This window comes from Marinobacter sp. OP 3.4, from assembly GCF_036224885.1.
In the GTDB taxonomy this organism is placed as follows: Bacteria; Pseudomonadota; Gammaproteobacteria; order Pseudomonadales; family Oleiphilaceae; genus Marinobacter.
The window spans coordinates 1-15,150 of sequence record NZ_JAVVLT010000101.1 but is presented as its reverse complement, the minus strand read 5'-3'; the positions used below and the strand labels follow the sequence as shown (position 1 = coordinate 15,150).

The following is a 15,150-nucleotide window of genomic DNA, read 5'->3' as shown; positions in this document are numbered from 1 at the left end:
GCAGTGGAACAGGTATGACGTATAAAGTAGTGATTTTTGACTGGGACGGCACCCTGGTGGATTCCGTGGAGCATATTGCGGGCAGTCTCCACCAGGCCGCCGTTGAGCTGGGCTTTCCGGCACGGGAGCGGGAGGCCTACCGGGATATCATCGGTCTTGGCATGGTGGAGGCCCTGGAAGCGCTGTACCCCGGCATTTCCCGGGAGGAGATGATGTCCATCCGGGAAGGCTATGCCCGGTATTTCTTCGCCCGCAAGACCCTGCCACAGAACGTCTTCGAGGGCATGGCCGATGTGGTCGCGGACCTGAAGCTGGACGGTCGCCAGGTGGCGGTGGCCACGGGCAAGAGCCGGCGGGGGCTGGACCCGGCACTGGTATCCAGTGGCCTGGGGCCGCATTTCGATATCACCCGCTGTGCCGATGAGACCCGCTCCAAGCCGGATCCGAGAATGCTGGTGGAGATCCTGGAGTATTTCGATATTGAGCCCGCTGACGCAGTGATGATCGGTGATACCCGATATGATCTGGACATGGCCCGCCGTATCAACATGCCATCGATTGGTGTGGAGTGGGGTGTTCACAAGCGCGACGAACTGGGCCGGTATGATCCGGTGTTCGTGGCGGGTAGCGTGCGAGAGCTGCGCGAGGCGCTGAAGCTGGTCTGAACCTGGATGGCGCCGGTTTGCCCGGTTCCTGATCAAAAAACGGAGAGGTAGTGCATGTCAGAATGGAATTCATCCGATGGCTGGAATGATGAGCCGGCCCGTAAAGCGCCACGGTCCTCCGGGGTGACGGATTCCCAGGCCCTGGAAAAGCTGGTGGGGGCGCTGACGGCGGAGCAGCGCAAGAGTCGTCGCTGGGGCATCTTCTTCAAGATCCTGACGTTCCTTTACCTCTTTGCATTGCTCTTCATGTTCCGGGCGCCGCTGACGGGGGGGCTGGATACCGCAGGTGTGGAGGCCCACACCGCCGTTGTGGAGGTGAATGGCACCATCGCCTCGGATACCCATGCCAGTGCCGACAATCTCGTTGGCGCGTTGCGTCGGGCGTTTGAAGCGGAGAATTCGAAAGCCGTGGTGATGCGTATCAACAGCCCCGGGGGCAGCCCGGTTCAGGCGGGCTATGTCTATGACGAGATCGTTCGTCTGCGGGAAGAGCACCCGGACAAGAAGGTGTACGCGGTTATCAGCGACATGGGCGCCTCCGGTGCCTATTACATTGCGGCGGCCGCGGACGAGATCTACGCCAACCGGGCCAGCCTGGTGGGGTCCATCGGCGTGGTGTCCGGTGGCTTTGGTTTTACCGGCCTGATGGACAAGGCCGGGGTTGAGCGGCGGCTCTATACTGCCGGGGAGAACAAGGCATTCCTGGATCCGTTCTCACCGGAGGAACCCGGTGAAGTGGCCTTCTGGCAGGATGTGCTGAAGAATACCCACGAGCAGTTCATCGAGTATGTCCGCAAGGGGCGTGGTGAGCGCCTGACGGATGATGAGCGGTTGTTCAGTGGCCTGGTCTGGACCGGGGAGCAGGCCCTGGATTTGGGTCTGGTGGACGGGCTCGGCAGTACCTCCTGGGTGGCCCGTGAGCTGGTGGGTGAGGAAGAGCTGGTGGATTACACCGTCCAGCCGTCGCCGTTCAAGCAGTTTACCGATGCCCTGGGCGTGTCCATCGTCAGCGCCCTGCGCACTGAACTGGCAGGTTCCCGCTTCGATCTTCGATAAGGTGCTGGCGGGGCGGCAGGCTTCATCAGGTCGCCCCCGCACTCCCGAGGATATCCACGCCCCGTCGTTGCAGCATGTCCACCAGGGCAATCAGCGGCAACCCGATCAGGGTGTTGGGGTCCCGGCCCTCCAGGTGGCTGAACAGGACGATGCCCAGGCCCTCCATGCGGAAGCTGCCGGCACACTGGTAGGGCTGTTCGATCCGCAGGTAACGTTCGATGGTGTCCCCGGACAGCGACCGGAAGTGAACACGGAGGCTTTCCTTCATGGCATCGGTGGTGCCGGTGGCTGAATCGTGAAGCGCCAGGCCGGTATGGAAGGTGACGGTCCGGCCGCTGCACAGGGCCAGTTGCTGGCAGGCCTTTTCATGGCTGCCGGGTTTGCCGAGGATGGCGCCGTCGAGGGTGGCCACCTGGTCGGAGCCGATGATCAGGTGATCCGGGTACCGGTCACGGAGGGCTTCCGCCTTGCCGCGGGCCAGGCGTTCAACCAGGGCCGGGGCGGATTCTCCTGGCGTGGGGGTCTCGTCGATATCTGGGGAGGCGCACTCAAACGGCAGCCCCAGTCGTGCCAGCAGGTCCCGGCGCCAGGGTGAGGATGAGGCCAGCACCAGTGGCGGCTTGGTCGTCATGGTCGGGTTCCTCTATGGTCAGTGAAGACAGAATAGTCAGTGGGAGCCAGTTAGTCGGGGCAGGCAACCATAGCGGGTTGTGACCGACGTCGTCCATATATACGAAGTTGCCGCTGTCAGGGGAGGAAGTCTTTGACAGGGCGGCATCTCGCCCCTAAAATTGCGCGCCTATGTCAAACGCCGAATTGCCCAGGTCTGTTGACCCACACCGCATGGCGGAAACCGGTGCTGAACTGGAGGGAACCATCCCCCTGGTGGAGCTGACCCGTTTCCGGGATGCGGTTATGGCCATTCCCGAGGGCGGCCATTGCCGGGTTCGGCTGGTCTTCAGTGCTGACAGTGAGCGCCGGCGGGTTGTCCGGGGCGAGCTGGAAGCGGATGTGGAGCTGGAGTGCCAGCGTTGCATGACGGGGATAAGCGCCCCATTGCGCTCATCCTTCGAGCTGGGCCTGGTGGCCAGCGACGAGCAGGCCCGGCAGTTGCCGACGGAGCTGGAGCCCTTTGTCACCGATGGTGATGCGGCCGATCTCTGGACAATGGTGGAGGACGAGCTGTTGCTGGCGCTGCCGGCCTTTCCCCTGCACGAACGGGGAGATTGCCCGGCAACCTCGGAACTGGAGGCCCTGGAGCCCGGTTCCGATGGTGACGAGGCCAGCTCGGACTCCGGTGAACAGCGTGACAACCCTTTCAGTGTGCTGAAAGGGTTGAAGACAACCAAGCATTAGCAATATTCACGTGCCTGCGGGCACACAGTAAACAGGTCAGGAGTACAGTCATGGCTGTCCAGCAAAATCGTAAAACCCGCTCCAAGCGCGGCATGCGTCGTTCCCACGATGCCCTGAGCAAACCGACCCTGTCGACCGACGCCACCACCGGTGAGGTTCATCGTCGTCACCACGTGTCTCCGGACGGCTTCTACCGCGGCAAGCAGGTCGTGGAAGCGTACGACGAGTAATTCCGTCGCGCCGACCCCGTCATGCTTTTGGGGCCGGACCCATACGCAGGCACAGGTGAGATAGCACGGTGACTTCGGTAACCCTTGCCATCGATGCCATGAGCGGTGATCGTGGTCCGGAAGTCGCCGTGGCGGCAGCCCTGGAAGCGGTCGACGACAATGAGGCCTTGACGCTGATCCTGGTGGGTAACCAGGTGCAGCTCAAGGCCTTGTTGCATCCAGGGCATCCAAGAATCCGGATCGAGCCCGCCACGGACGTGGTGCGCATGAACGAACGCCCGTCCCATGCCCTGCGACACAAGCAGAACGCCTCCATGGCGGTTGCCCTCAGGCTGGTCCGTGACGGTGAGGCGGAAGGTTGTGTCAGCGCCGGCAACACCGGTGCGCTGATGGCCTTTGGCCGTTCCATCCTCAAGATGTACCCCGGTATCGAAAGACCCGCCATCACCAAGCTGATTCCCTCCCTGCGGGGGCAGTGCCAGGTGCTGGACCTGGGGGCTAACGTCGACGTCTCGGCGGAGAACCTCTACCAGTTCGCCCTGATGGGATCGCTGATGGCGTCGGCCGTCAGTGCCATTCCCGAGCCCCGGGTTGCCCTGCTGAACGTGGGCGAGGAGGAGATCAAGGGCAACGAGCAGGTCCGGCTGGCGTCCCATATGCTGGCGCAGTGTGAAACCCTGAACTATATCGGCTACGTTGAAGGTAGCGACCTGTTTCGGGATGTCGCGGATGTGGTTGTCTGTGACGGCTTTGTCGGCAATGTCGCCCTGAAGACCGGGGAGGGGGTTGCCGGCCTGCTCATCGAGTTGCTTGAGCAGGCGTTCACCCGCAATCTCTATGGCCGGGTCGTGGGGTTCCTGGCGCGGCCAATCATAGGGCGCCTGCTTCGCGATATGGACCCGACGCGGCATAATGGTGCCAGCATGCTCGGTTTGCAGGGGGTGGTGATCAAGAGCCACGGCAACGCCAACGAGCGGGCGATGAAGGCGGCTATCCGTCAGGCCGTCAGGGAGGTGGAGCTGGAAGTGCCCCGGCGCATCAACGAACGTCTGGACGATCTTGTCCTGTGATCCGGCGGTCACCGAAACAGGGCAGACTGTCCCGCTCGGGTAGCCCTTCGTGGTCCTCAAAGCGGTTTGCTTGTACTATTGGCTAATCCTGTTGAACCACCAACCACGGTAAAATTTTCGTCATGAAAACAGCCTTTATATTTCCGGGACAAGGGTCTCAGTCAGTTGGTATGCTCAAGGCCGCCTCCGAAGCCTGGCCTGTGGTCGAGCAGACATTCTCCGAAGCGTCCAATGTACTGGGCTATGATCTGTGGGAACTTTGCCAGAACGGACCGGCCGAGGAACTCAATCAGACCATGGTGACACAGCCGGCGCTGCTGACCGCCAGTATTGCCCTCTGGCGGCAGTGGTTTATCGCCGGGGGCACCGAGCCGCAGTACCTGGCCGGGCACAGTCTTGGTGAGTACAGCGCCCTGGTCGCGGCCGAAAGCCTGGACTTCGCGGATGCCGTCCGTCTGGTGCAGCTGCGGGGTGAACTCATGCAGAGTGCGGTGCCGGCGGGCGAAGGCAGCATGGCCGCCATCCTGGGCCTGGAGGATGACCAGGTCATCTCCGCCTGTGAGGAAGCCGCCGGCAAAGAGGTGGTTTCGGCCGTCAATTTCAACGCGCCGGGGCAGGTGGTCATCGCCGGCAACAGCGCGGCGGTTGAACGGGCCATCGCGATCTGCAAGGACAAGGGGGCCCGCAAGGCCATGCCGTTGCCGGTCAGTGTGCCGTCCCACTGCGCCCTGATGAAGGGGGCCGCTGACGAACTGGCCAAGGCCCTGAACAATGTCAGTTTCGGTAATGCGTTGACCCCGGTGATACAGAATGTCTCCGCCGAACAGGTTCAGGATGCCGATCAGCTCAAGGCCAACCTGGTCCAGCAGCTCTATTCACCGGTGCGGTGGACCGATTCCATGACGCTGCTGGTGGAAGACGGTGTCGGTGTGATGGCCGAATGCGGCGCCGGCAAGGTCCTGGCAGGCCTGGGCAAGCGCATTGACCGCAGCCTGAAGGTGTTCAGTATTGAAACGCCGGAAGGTATGGACGGTGCCCTTGAGGCATTCCGCAACGATTAACCCATACACAGACGCCGTCTCCCTGGCGGCGTTTCCTACATTGATGGAAGGGAGCATTCCACATGTCTCTTGATGGCAAGATCGCACTGGTTACCGGTGCCACGCGGGGCATCGGTCGGGCCATTGCCGACAGCCTCGGTAAACAGGGTGCCACGGTGGTGGGCACCGCAACCTCCCAGGGCGGGGCGGACACCATTTCCGCCAACCTGAAGGAAGCCGGTATTGAAGGTTTCGGCATGGTGATGGATGTGTCCGATCCCGAAAGCATCGACGCCGGCCTGAAGAAGATGGCGGCAGAGGTTGGTGCCCCTGTGATACTGGTCAATAACGCCGGCATCACCCGTGATAATCTTTTGCTGCGCCTGAAGGATGACGACTGGTCGGCGGTGATCGAAACCAACCTGTCCAGCGTTTACCGCCTTAGCAAGGCAGTGCTACGGGGAATGGCGAAAGCTCGCTGGGGGCGAATTATCAATATCAGTTCGGTGGTCGCTGGCATGGGTAACCCCGGCCAGGGTAACTACTGCGCTGCCAAGGCCGGTGTGGAAGGTTTCACCCGCAGCCTGGCCAAGGAAATGTCCAACCGTGGCATTACCGCCAATTGTGTGGCACCCGGGTTTATCGATACCGATATGACCAAGGCCCTGGACGAGGGGCAGCGCAGTGCCATGCTGGAGAATATTCCGGCCGGTCGCCTGGGGCAGCCGGAGGAAGTGGCCGCCGTGGTGGCGTTCCTGGCGTCGGATGCGGCCGGCTACGTCACCGGTGACACCATTAATGTCAACGGTGGCATGTATATGGGGTAAGGCTCTGGCCAAGCCCTTTATCTGAATGGGTTTTATCTTCGTCCCTGCTTGTCTGCAGGTGGGGTTTACCATAAACTGGCAATCTTTCATTGCCTGGTTGACAAAAAGTGAGGAAATTATGAGTACAGTTGAAGAGCGCGTTAAGAAGATTGTTTGTGAACAGCTGGGCGTCAAGGAGTCCGAAGTTCAGAACAGTTCTTCTTTTGTAGAGGACCTGGGCGCTGACTCACTGGACACTGTTGAGCTGGTCATGGCTCTCGAAGAGGAATTCGAGACCGAGATTCCCGATGAGGAAGCTGAAAAGCTGACCAGCGTTCAGGATGCGATTGACTACATCAACGCACACAGCTGATCGTCTGTAAGCCAGGCAAAAGCCGTCCTGTCGTTGCAGACAGGGCGGCTTTTTTGTGTCTCCGGGGTCACCTATGGTCAATATTCTCGTTTCCGGGGGCGGCGAACACGGACCGGTCGAGGTGCCCGGCGATGACCGGGGGCTGGCCTACGGGGATGGCCTGTTTGAAACCATCCTGGTCCGTCACGGCCGTCCGGAACTGGTTCAGGCACACTGCCGGCGACTGCTGGACGGTGCCCGCCGCCTGGGCATTCCCCTGGTCCGGGCGGACCTGGATCTGGCACTGCAACGGGGTCAGACATTGATTGAACGGGCCGGTGAAGCGGATCGGCAGGTTCTCAAGTTACTGCTGACCCGGGGGAGCGGTGGTCGTGGTTATCGCCCGCCGAATACCGCCGGGCCCCGCCTTCTGGTTTCCCTCCATGCCGCACCGCCGGAACCTGACAGCGAGGGTGTGGCGGTATCCATCTCCGATGTGCCACTGACCGTCAACCCACTGCTGGCCGGACTCAAGACCCTCAACCGCCTGGAGCAGGTGCTGGCCAGCCGCACCATGCCGGAAGGCTGTTACGAGGCGCTGATGACCGGTGACCGCGGTGATCTGCGGGAAGGCACGCGGACGGCGCTACTCTACCGCTGGCAGGGCGAGTGGCGCACACCACCCCGTGACCAGGTGGCGGTCAACAGCGTCATGCTGGCGCATGTCGCGCAGGGGCTGGCGGAAAGCGGGCAGGGCGTACAGGAAGGGTTCCTGCAGCCGGAGCAGTGTCACCAGGATGGTTTCGGCGGCCTGTTGCTGCTGAACAGCGTGATTGGTGTGGTGCCGGTCCACACTCTGGCGGGCCGGCAGTTGCCTCTCCCTGACCAGCTTGCGACAATCGTCAGCCTTGCCAGAAACGTTGAGGAGTTCCGTTGATCAAGTCGTTCGTTATTGCGGTTGTTGCGTCGGTACTGGTGACCGTGGCCGGTGCTGCCCTGTGGAGCTGGCAGGGTCTCAAGACCCTTGAGGTGGCAGCCGACCTGCAGGAGCCCATGCTGTACCTGGTGCCCCGGGGCACATCCTATAATGCGGTGGCTCACGACCTGGAGCAGAAGGGGCTGGTGGACAAGGCCATCTGGCTGAAGCTGCTGGCAAGGGTCGAGCCGGAAATGACCGCCATCCGGGCCGGTGAGTATGAGTTCCACCCCGGTATGACCCCCAGGGACATGATCGCCCTGATGGTGCGCGGAGACACCAAGGTGCGCACGGTCCAGTTTATCGAGGGCAAGCGCTTCCGGGACGCGAGGGCGGCCCTGGCCAGGGCGGCGCACCTGGAGCAGCTCACCGCCGACTGGCCGGCGGACAGGATCATGGCGGAACTGGGGGATGAGGGCGCGCACCCGGAAGGCCGGCTGTTCCCCGATACCTATGCCTACAGCCGAGGCGACAGTGACCTGGACATTCTCCGCCGTGCCTATGAAAAAATGAACAACGTACTGGCCGAGGAGTGGGCCGGTCGGGCGGATGACCTGCCCTACGAAACCCCCTATGAGGCGCTGATCATGGCGTCCATTATCGAGCGGGAGACCGGAGTGCCCGGGGAGCGCCAGGATATTGCCGGTGTCTTTGTCCGGCGCCTGCAGAGGGGCATGCGCCTGCAGACCGATCCCACCGTTATCTACGGTATGGGCGACGCCTACGAAGGGCGCATCACCCGTCGGGACCTGCGTACCCACACTCCCTATAACACCTACCGTATCTCTGGCCTGCCACCGACCCCCATTGCCTTGCCGGGCCGGGCGGCGATCCATGCCGCGGTGCACCCCGCCGAGGGTGATACCTATTATTTCGTGGCCCGGGGGGATGGCAGTCACAAGTTCTCCCGTACCCTGGAGGATCACCGCCGGGCGGTCCGGGAATACCAGCTCAACCGTCGCGATGACTACCGTTCCTGGCCAGCCCCGGACGATGGGGGCGAGGGCACCGAATGAGTCGCGGGCAGTTCATCACGTTTGAGGGCACCGAGGGTGTCGGCAAGTCCACCCAGCTCGCCACGGCCAGGGAGGCCCTGGAAGCCGCCGGCAAGCCGGTACTGGTCACCCGGGAGCCCGGCGGTACACCCATGGCCGAGGCCATCCGGGAACTGCTGCTGACGCCCCGGGACGAAGCGGTCAACGATCTGACCGAGCTGCTGCTGATGTTTGCCGCCCGGGCCCAGCACCTCCACAGCCTGATCCTGCCGGCCCTTGAGGAGGGAACCTGGGTGCTGTGTGACCGGTTTACCGATGCCACCTACGCCTACCAGGGCGGTGGTCGGGGTGTGCCCCGTGAACAGATTGCCACCCTTGAGCAACTGGTCCAGGGAGACCTGAGACCTGATCATATCGTGTTGCTGGACGCACCGGTGGAGGTGGGGATGGCCCGTGCCCGCAGCCGGAGTGCGCCCGATCGTTTTGAACGGGAGAAAGCCGCCTTTTTCCAGCGGATCCGGGATTGCTACCTGGAGCGGGCGGAACAGCAGCCCCTGCGGTATCATGTGCTGAATGCCGCGCAACCCCTGGAGGAAGTCAGTCGACAGGTAGCGACGCTGATATCCCGCCTGGTTGCCTGATCCGCCCGGCTCTCAAGACCCTCAGTGGCTCAACAGGTTGACGAATTACCCAGACGTGACACCAGGGAGTGATCATGCTGTCGGCCCGACTCCAGACCCTGCCCGAATTCACCCACCAGCACCGCCATGACCACCACCAGGCCGTGATCGGCGTGTATGGTGGGGCTGAAGTGAGTGTGGACGGCCGCGAAGGGCGGTTGGATACCTGGCGGGCCTGCCTGGTGCCGGCGGGGGTGCGCCACGAGTTTTCCGGCGGACGTGAAAACCAGGTGCTGGTGATCAATGTGGATGCCTGGCACCCTCAGCCCGAGGAACCCCACTACCAGGATTTCCTGGTGATCAGCCGGCTGTTCCAGAGGCCGGTAGTGGTGGGGCTGGATGCCCACCTGCAGCAACTGGTGCAACTCTCGGCGGGGGAGATCCGCCGCTCCGCCGTTGATCATGGTATCCGTGACCACCTGGCAACGGCGATCCTGCTCGCACTGTCGGACCGGCTGGGCGAGGAGCGCAACCGGGTACCGCTGCGGCGCGCCGGTCTCGACCCGGAAACCCTGCGCCGCTATGTCCTGGAAAACCTGGGGCAGCGCATTACCGTTGAGGACCTGGCGGCACAGGCCTGCCTCAGTCCCAGCCGGTTCCACGAACTGTTCCGCGAGGCCATGGCTACCAGCCCCTACCGCTTCCTGCTCAATACCCGCCTGGACCAGGCCTGCCAGATGCTGAGGACCACCTCGCTGTCGGTGGCGGACATCAGTGCCCGCACCGGTTTTTCCAGCCAGTCGGCCTTTACCACCGCCTTGCGAAAACACCGGGGGCTTACCCCGACACAGTTCCGTGAACGGCTCTGACATCCGCCCAGATTTCCAAAGATCGTAAGTATTTATAAACAGTCCGCAGGAGTTTGAAAGTGGTCGATCCTTACACGAGCTAGATTACAGGCGTGTTAATTTCACCTGTATTCGGAATGGGCTGATATGTTCCCTGCTTCCAACGTTCTGGGTCCCGCTTTCCAGGAACAGTCCCGTGGCTGGTTCTGGCAGTCCATCGTGGATAACTACGCGGTGGATGAGGCCGGTTACCTGCGCGAGCTGATGAAGCTGGCCCGCAGTGACGCCGCGGAGAAAAAGGCGGTCACTCACCTGGCGACGGACCTGATCCGGGATGTGCGGGAGCAGGACGATACGGTCCATATGGTGGATGCCCTGCTGCAGGAGTACAGCCTGGATACCGAGGAAGGCATACTGCTCATGTGCCTGGCCGAGGCCCTCATGCGTATCCCGGACAGGCACACCGCCGACGCCCTGATCCATGACAAGATCTCCACCGCCGACTGGCAGAAGCATGTGGGTCGCAGTGAATCCACCCTGGTCAACGCCTCCACCTGGGGGCTGTTGCTCACCGGCCGTGTGGTGAAGATGGACAGGCGCATTGACGGCTCGCCCTCGAGTATCTGGAAGCGGCTGGTCAAGCGCAGCGGCGAGCCGGTTATCCGCAATGCCATGGTCCGGGCCATGGCCATCATGGGCAGGCAGTTTGTCCTGGGACGTGATATCCACGAGGCCCTGAAGAACGCCCGGGAGTACCGGGACAAAGGCTACACCTATTCCTTCGACATGTTGGGCGAGGCGGCCATGACCCGGGAGGACGCGGCCGGCTACCTGGCGTCCTACCGGAATGCCATCGAAAGCGTCGGCAGCGACAGCTATACCGCCGATGGGGTCCCCCGCCCATCCATTTCCATCAAGCTGTCCGCCCTCCATCCCCGGTATGAGGCATCCCAGGAAGGGCGGGTCATGACGGAACTCCATGACACGCTGGTGGACCTGCTGTCGCTGGCCAGGGAGCGGGATGTCGCCATTACCATCGACGCGGAGGAAATGGATCGGCTGGAACTGTCCCTCAAGCTCTTCGGAAAGGTGTTCAGCGATCCGGTTGTGCGGGGCTGGGGCGGGTTCGGTATGGTGGTTCAGGCCTATTCCAAGCGGGCCCTGCCGGTACTGTGCTGGCTCAACCGGCTGGCCAGGGACCTGGGGGATGAGATTCCCATCCGCCTGGTGAAGGGGGCCTATTGGGACACTGAGATCAAGCTCAGCCAGCAGACGGGCACCGCGGGCTATCCGGTGTTTACCCGCAAGGAGGCCACGGATACCTCCTACCTGGCCTGCCTGAGGTTCCTGCTCAGTGACTACACGAACGGCAGCCTGTATCCGCAACTGGCCTCCCACAATGCCCATACCGTGGCCTCGGCACTTGCCATGGCCCGGCGAAAGGGCCGGCGTTTCGAGTTCCAGCGCCTCCACGGTATGGGCGACGCACTCTACAATACCCTCCTGGCGAAGGAGAAAATCCCGGTAAGGATCTACGCGCCGGTGGGGCCCCACAAGGACCTGCTCCCTTACCTGGTGCGGCGGCTGCTGGAGAACGGGGCCAATTCCTCCTTTGTCCATCGCCTGGTGGACGCCCGTACCCCCATCGAAGACCTGGTGACCAATCCGGTGGATGAGCTGGAGCGATACCAGAGCCTGCCCAATGATCGTATTGACCTGCCTGAAGCGCTCTATGGGACGGAACGCCGCAACTCCCGTGGCCTGAATATTCATGTGGCAACGGACCGTGAGCCCCTGCTGGCCACCCTGGCGGGCTGGTCGGGCCATCAATGGCAGGCCGGCCCCGTGATTAATGGTCACCGTCGGGACGACGGCGGGAAAAAACCGGTCCATGCCCCCCACAACCACGCCGATATGGTGGGTGAGGTGGTCTGGGCCAGCGATACCCATGCCCGCGAGGCACTCGAGGCTGCCTCGGGTGGTTTCCCAGCCTGGAACGAGCGCCCGGTGGGGGAGCGGGCCACGTGCCTGGAGCGCTATGCCGGCCTGCTGGAAAGGCACATGGAAGAACTGATTGCGCTGTGCTGCCGGGAGGCCGGCAAGACCCTGCAGGATGGCATTGACGAAGTGCGGGAAGCCGTGGATTTCTGCCGTTACTACGCGGCCCAGGGCCGTTACCGTTTCGAGCGACCGATTGCACTGCCGGGGCCCACCGGCGAAAGCAACGAGCTTTACCTGGAAGGGCGGGGCGTTTTCCTGTGTATCAGTCCCTGGAATTTCCCCCTGGCCATCTACACAGGACAGATGATGGCCGCCCTGGTGGCCGGGAATGCGGTGATCGCCAAACCGGCGGAACAGACCAGCCTGCTGGCCGCCAGGGCGTTCGAACTGATGCTGGAGGCCGGTTTCCCGGACGACGTGGTGCAGTTCCTCCCCGGTGACGGTGCCGGACTGGGGCGGGTACTGGTGCCCGACGGACGCATTGCCGGCGTGGCCTTCACCGGTTCCACGGATGTCGCCCATCTCCTGAACCGGCAACTGGCAGAACGCCCGGGGGCGATTGTGCCGCTGATTGCCGAAACCGGCGGCCAGAACGCCATGATCGTGGATTCCAGCGCCCTGCCGGAGCAGGTGGTGGCGGATGTGATCCAGTCGGCCTTCGCCAGTGCCGGCCAGCGCTGTTCTGCATTGCGGGTGCTATACCTGCAGGAGGATGTGGCGGACCGGATGGAAGAACTGCTGGCGGGGGCCATGCAGGAACTGTCAGTGGGGGATCCGGCGTTGTATCGCACCGATATCGGCCCGGTGATCGACGGAGAGGCCCGCTCCGCTCTAGAGTCGCACCTGGAGGCGCTACGGGCGTCCGGCGCACGCTTTATTGCGCAGACGCCCCTGCCGGATCATGGCACCGACGGCAGTTTTGTCGCCCCCACTGTGGTCGGGATCCGGGGCATCCAGGATCTGGACCGGGAGCATTTTGGACCGATCCTTCACGTGGTGCGCTATGAGGCCGAACAGCTTGATGAGGTGATCGATCACATCAATGCTTCCGGTTACGGCCTCACACTCGGTATCCACAGCCGCAGCGAGGCCACCGCCGCCCATATCGAGCGAAGGGTGAAGGTGGGCAATACCTACATCAACCGCAACCAGATTGGTGCGGTGGTGGGTGTGCAGCCGTTCGGCGGACATGGGCTGTCCGGCACCGGACCCAAGGCCGGCGGACCGCACTACGTCCTGCGCTTTGCCGCCGAACGGGTCAGGACCATCAACACCACGGCCGTGGGCGGCAACGCATCGTTGTTGTCCCTGGGGGTGGAGAAGGTTGAACACTGAAAGGGCCCCGGTTGGCCCATCAACGGATTAACAGGGAGGGAAAAACAATGCGATAGCAGGCGGGATAAAAATAGCACGCTATCATTGGTATACGGGAAAGCAATAAAACCGCAACGGGGATACCCGACGAGATAAAAAAATAAAGGGTGTTGCTGCCGGTCTGCAGGACGGACAGGTGGGGCGCCAAACGGTCGGACACGGTTCCGGCCCAATAAACTGGAGGATTTTCATGGCCATTGGCGTTTGGATAAGTCTATTTCTCTATTTCGGGCTGATGATTGCCATCGGCTTGTATGCGATGCGCACGTCCACGTCTTCCTCGGAAGACTACATGCTGGGCGGGCGGGCCCTCAGTCCCAAGGTCGCTGCGCTGTCCGCAGGTGCTTCCGATATGAGTGGCTGGTTGCTGCTGGGGCTGCCGGGGGCGCTGTATGTGTCCGGTCTGGCCAGCGCGTGGATCGGTATCGGCCTCTTCGTTGGGGCGTTCATCAACTGGGTTGTGGTTGCTCCCAGGCTGCGTGAGCAGACTGTTCACTATGGCAACAGCCTGACCATTCCCGCCTTCCTTTCCAACCGTTTTCCGACCATGGCGCTGCCACTGCGGACCATATCGGCGATCGTCATCGTGCTCTTCTTCGCGGTGTATACCGCCTCCGGCCTGGTTGCCGGTGGCAAGCTGTTTGAAAGTGCATTCGCCGAGATCCTGAACGTGCCCGGGATGAGCGACTATGCGGTGGGTATCCTGATCACCCTGGGTGTGGTCCTGGTCTACACCGTGGTGGGCGGCTTCCTGGCCGTGAGCATGACGGACTTTGTCCAGGGCTGCATCATGATGCTGGCGTTGATCATCATGCCGGCGGTGGTGCTCTTTGGCGAAGGGGGCGGTGGTTTCGCCCAGGCCTCCCAGACCCTGAATGAGGTGGACCCCTCCCTGTTGTCGTGGACCGAGGGGCTGACGATCATCGGCTTCCTGTCGGCGGTTACCTGGGGGCTGGGCTATTTCGGCCAGCCACACATCATTGTCCGCTTCATGGCGGTACGCAGTGTCGAGGAGGTCCCGGTCGCCCGGAACATCGGCATGACCTGGATGGGCATTTCCCTGATCGGCGCCATTTCACTGGGCATCTTCGGTCGCGCCTATGCCGTCCGTAATGGCCTGGATGTGGCGGATCCGGAGACGATCTTCATCATCCTGTCCGAACTGCTGTTCCATCCGCTGATCACCGGCTTCCTCTACGCCGCGCTGCTGGCGGCGGTGATGAGTACCATTTCCAGTCAGCTGCTGGTGTCTTCGTCCTCCCTGACTGAGGACTTCTACCGCCTGTTCCTGCGCAAGGACGCCACCGACCGTGAATGCGTCAATGTTGGCCGGGTCTGTGTGGTACTGGTGGGTATCGTGGCGGCCTTCATCGCTTCCGACCCGGACTCGCAGGTGCTGGGGCTGGTCAGTAACGCCTGGGCAGGCTTCGGTTCCGCCTTCGGTCCGCTGATCATCCTGTCGCTGATGTGGAACCGGATGAACGGTGCCGGCGCGGTCGCTGGTCTGGTGGTTGGTGCGGCCACGGTGATTATCTGGATCTCCCTGGGCTGGAACGCCAGCTTCATGGGTGGTCCGGGCGTCTACGAGATCATCCCCGGCTTCATCGCCTCCTGGATCGCCATTGTGGTGGTCAGCCTGGCGACGGGAGACCGGGGCGAATACCAGGCCATCAACCGGTAACAATCGAGTCACGTCAGTCTTTGGGGCCCTGCGGGGCCCCTTTTTTGGTGCGCCCGGCACGGGCGCACTCCTGGAGGTGA

Annotated in this window: 15 protein-coding genes; 14 read left to right on the top strand and 1 reads right to left on the bottom strand. The window is 62.5% G+C overall.

Annotated elements, in window-relative coordinates; all coding sequences use genetic code 11:
• Nucleotides 1–14 precede the first annotated feature (14 nt).
• Both RO069_RS16655 and RO069_RS16650 read left to right on the top strand, forming a co-directional pair.
• Nucleotides 15–665, top strand: coding sequence for an HAD family hydrolase (locus RO069_RS16655; protein ID WP_328189098.1), 651 nt, complete (start codon nt 15–17; stop codon nt 663–665).
• Nucleotides 666–719: 54 nt separating this feature from the next.
• Nucleotides 720–1,721, top strand: coding sequence for a S49 family peptidase (locus tag RO069_RS16650; RefSeq protein WP_328189097.1), 1,002 nt, complete (start codon nt 720–722; stop codon nt 1,719–1,721).
• Nucleotides 1,722–1,746: 25 nt separating this feature from the next.
• On the opposite strand, the gene RO069_RS16645 is transcribed toward RO069_RS16650, so the two are convergent.
• On the bottom strand, nt 1,747–2,352 hold the full coding sequence (locus tag RO069_RS16645) for a Maf family protein (protein ID WP_328189096.1): 606 nt from the start codon (nt 2,350–2,352) through the stop codon (nt 1,747–1,749).
• A gap of 212 nt (nt 2,353–2,564) precedes the next feature.
• Between RO069_RS16645 and RO069_RS16640 the strand changes: the two genes are divergently transcribed.
• From RO069_RS16640 to putP, 12 genes are all read left to right on the top strand, one after another.
• On the top strand, nt 2,565–3,077 hold the full coding sequence (locus RO069_RS16640) for a YceD family protein (protein ID WP_328189094.1): 513 nt from the start codon (nt 2,565–2,567) through the stop codon (nt 3,075–3,077).
• 50 nt (nt 3,078–3,127) lie between these two features.
• The gene (gene rpmF / locus RO069_RS16635; RefSeq protein WP_328189092.1) at nt 3,128–3,307 is read left to right on the top strand and encodes a 50S ribosomal protein L32; all 180 of its coding nucleotides are present in this window, start codon (nt 3,128–3,130) and stop codon (nt 3,305–3,307) included.
• Nucleotides 3,308–3,375: 68 nt separating this feature from the next.
• On the top strand, nt 3,376–4,377 hold the full coding sequence (gene plsX, locus RO069_RS16630; RefSeq protein WP_328189091.1) for a phosphate acyltransferase PlsX: 1,002 nt from the start codon (nt 3,376–3,378) through the stop codon (nt 4,375–4,377).
• A gap of 122 nt (nt 4,378–4,499) precedes the next feature.
• Nucleotides 4,500–5,438: an ACP S-malonyltransferase gene (gene fabD / locus RO069_RS16625; RefSeq protein ID WP_328189089.1), complete on the top strand. Its 939-nt coding sequence runs from the start codon at nt 4,500–4,502 to the stop codon at nt 5,436–5,438.
• 62 nt (nt 5,439–5,500) lie between these two features.
• On the top strand, nt 5,501–6,244 hold the full coding sequence (fabG, locus tag RO069_RS16620) for a 3-oxoacyl-ACP reductase FabG (RefSeq protein ID WP_328189087.1): 744 nt from the start codon (nt 5,501–5,503) through the stop codon (nt 6,242–6,244).
• 118 nt (nt 6,245–6,362) lie between these two features.
• The gene (acpP, locus tag RO069_RS16615; RefSeq protein WP_091848505.1) at nt 6,363–6,596 is read left to right on the top strand and encodes an acyl carrier protein; all 234 of its coding nucleotides are present in this window, start codon (nt 6,363–6,365) and stop codon (nt 6,594–6,596) included.
• Nucleotides 6,597–6,669: 73 nt separating this feature from the next.
• Nucleotides 6,670–7,512, top strand: a complete 843-nt coding sequence (locus RO069_RS16610) for an aminotransferase class IV (RefSeq protein ID WP_328189085.1) — start codon at nt 6,670–6,672, stop codon at nt 7,510–7,512.
• Entirely contained in the window at nt 7,509–8,567 is a 1,059-nt protein-coding gene (gene mltG, locus RO069_RS16605; protein ID WP_328189083.1) for an endolytic transglycosylase MltG, read from the top strand. The genes RO069_RS16610 and mltG overlap by 4 nt, the downstream gene beginning before the upstream one ends.
• Nucleotides 8,564–9,187: a dTMP kinase gene (tmk, locus tag RO069_RS16600; RefSeq protein WP_328189082.1), complete on the top strand. Its 624-nt coding sequence runs from the start codon at nt 8,564–8,566 to the stop codon at nt 9,185–9,187. Before mltG ends, tmk begins: the two co-directional genes overlap by 4 nt.
• A 74-nt stretch (nt 9,188–9,261) precedes the next feature.
• The gene (locus RO069_RS16595; RefSeq protein ID WP_328189080.1) at nt 9,262–10,035 is read left to right on the top strand and encodes a helix-turn-helix transcriptional regulator; all 774 of its coding nucleotides are present in this window, start codon (nt 9,262–9,264) and stop codon (nt 10,033–10,035) included.
• Between the two features lie 126 nt (nt 10,036–10,161).
• Nucleotides 10,162–13,350: a bifunctional proline dehydrogenase/L-glutamate gamma-semialdehyde dehydrogenase PutA gene (gene putA / locus RO069_RS16590; protein ID WP_328189079.1), complete on the top strand. Its 3,189-nt coding sequence runs from the start codon at nt 10,162–10,164 to the stop codon at nt 13,348–13,350.
• Between the two features lie 229 nt (nt 13,351–13,579).
• Complete coding sequence (gene putP / locus RO069_RS16585; protein WP_328189077.1) at nt 13,580–15,070, top strand: sodium/proline symporter PutP; 1,491 nt, start codon at nt 13,580–13,582, stop codon at nt 15,068–15,070.
• Nucleotides 15,071–15,150: the final 80 nt, after the last annotated feature.

Excerpts from the sequence above, each read along its gene's own strand:
- RO069_RS16650 (WP_328189097.1), top strand. The coding sequence starts at position 720 with ATGTCAGAATGGAATTCATCCGATGGCTGGAATGATGAGCCGGCCCGT.
- acpP (WP_091848505.1), top strand. The coding sequence starts at position 6,363 with ATGAGTACAGTTGAAGAGCGCGTTAAGAAGATTGTTTGTGAACAGCTG.
- fabG (WP_328189087.1), top strand. The coding sequence starts at position 5,501 with ATGTCTCTTGATGGCAAGATCGCACTGGTTACCGGTGCCACGCGGGGC.
- RO069_RS16640 (WP_328189094.1), top strand. The coding sequence starts at position 2,565 with ATGGCGGAAACCGGTGCTGAACTGGAGGGAACCATCCCCCTGGTGGAG.
- RO069_RS16610 (WP_328189085.1), top strand. The coding sequence starts at position 6,670 with ATGGTCAATATTCTCGTTTCCGGGGGCGGCGAACACGGACCGGTCGAG.
- RO069_RS16655 (WP_328189098.1), top strand. The coding sequence starts at position 15 with ATGACGTATAAAGTAGTGATTTTTGACTGGGACGGCACCCTGGTGGAT.
- fabD (WP_328189089.1), top strand. The coding sequence starts at position 4,500 with ATGAAAACAGCCTTTATATTTCCGGGACAAGGGTCTCAGTCAGTTGGT.
- rpmF (WP_328189092.1), top strand. The coding sequence starts at position 3,128 with ATGGCTGTCCAGCAAAATCGTAAAACCCGCTCCAAGCGCGGCATGCGT.
- tmk (WP_328189082.1), top strand. The coding sequence starts at position 8,564 with ATGAGTCGCGGGCAGTTCATCACGTTTGAGGGCACCGAGGGTGTCGGC.
- putP (WP_328189077.1), top strand. The coding sequence starts at position 13,580 with ATGGCCATTGGCGTTTGGATAAGTCTATTTCTCTATTTCGGGCTGATG.
- putA (WP_328189079.1), top strand. The coding sequence starts at position 10,162 with ATGTTCCCTGCTTCCAACGTTCTGGGTCCCGCTTTCCAGGAACAGTCC.
- RO069_RS16595 (WP_328189080.1), top strand. The coding sequence starts at position 9,262 with ATGCTGTCGGCCCGACTCCAGACCCTGCCCGAATTCACCCACCAGCAC.
- RO069_RS16645 (WP_328189096.1), bottom strand. The coding sequence starts at position 2,352 with ATGACGACCAAGCCGCCACTGGTGCTGGCCTCATCCTCACCCTGGCGC.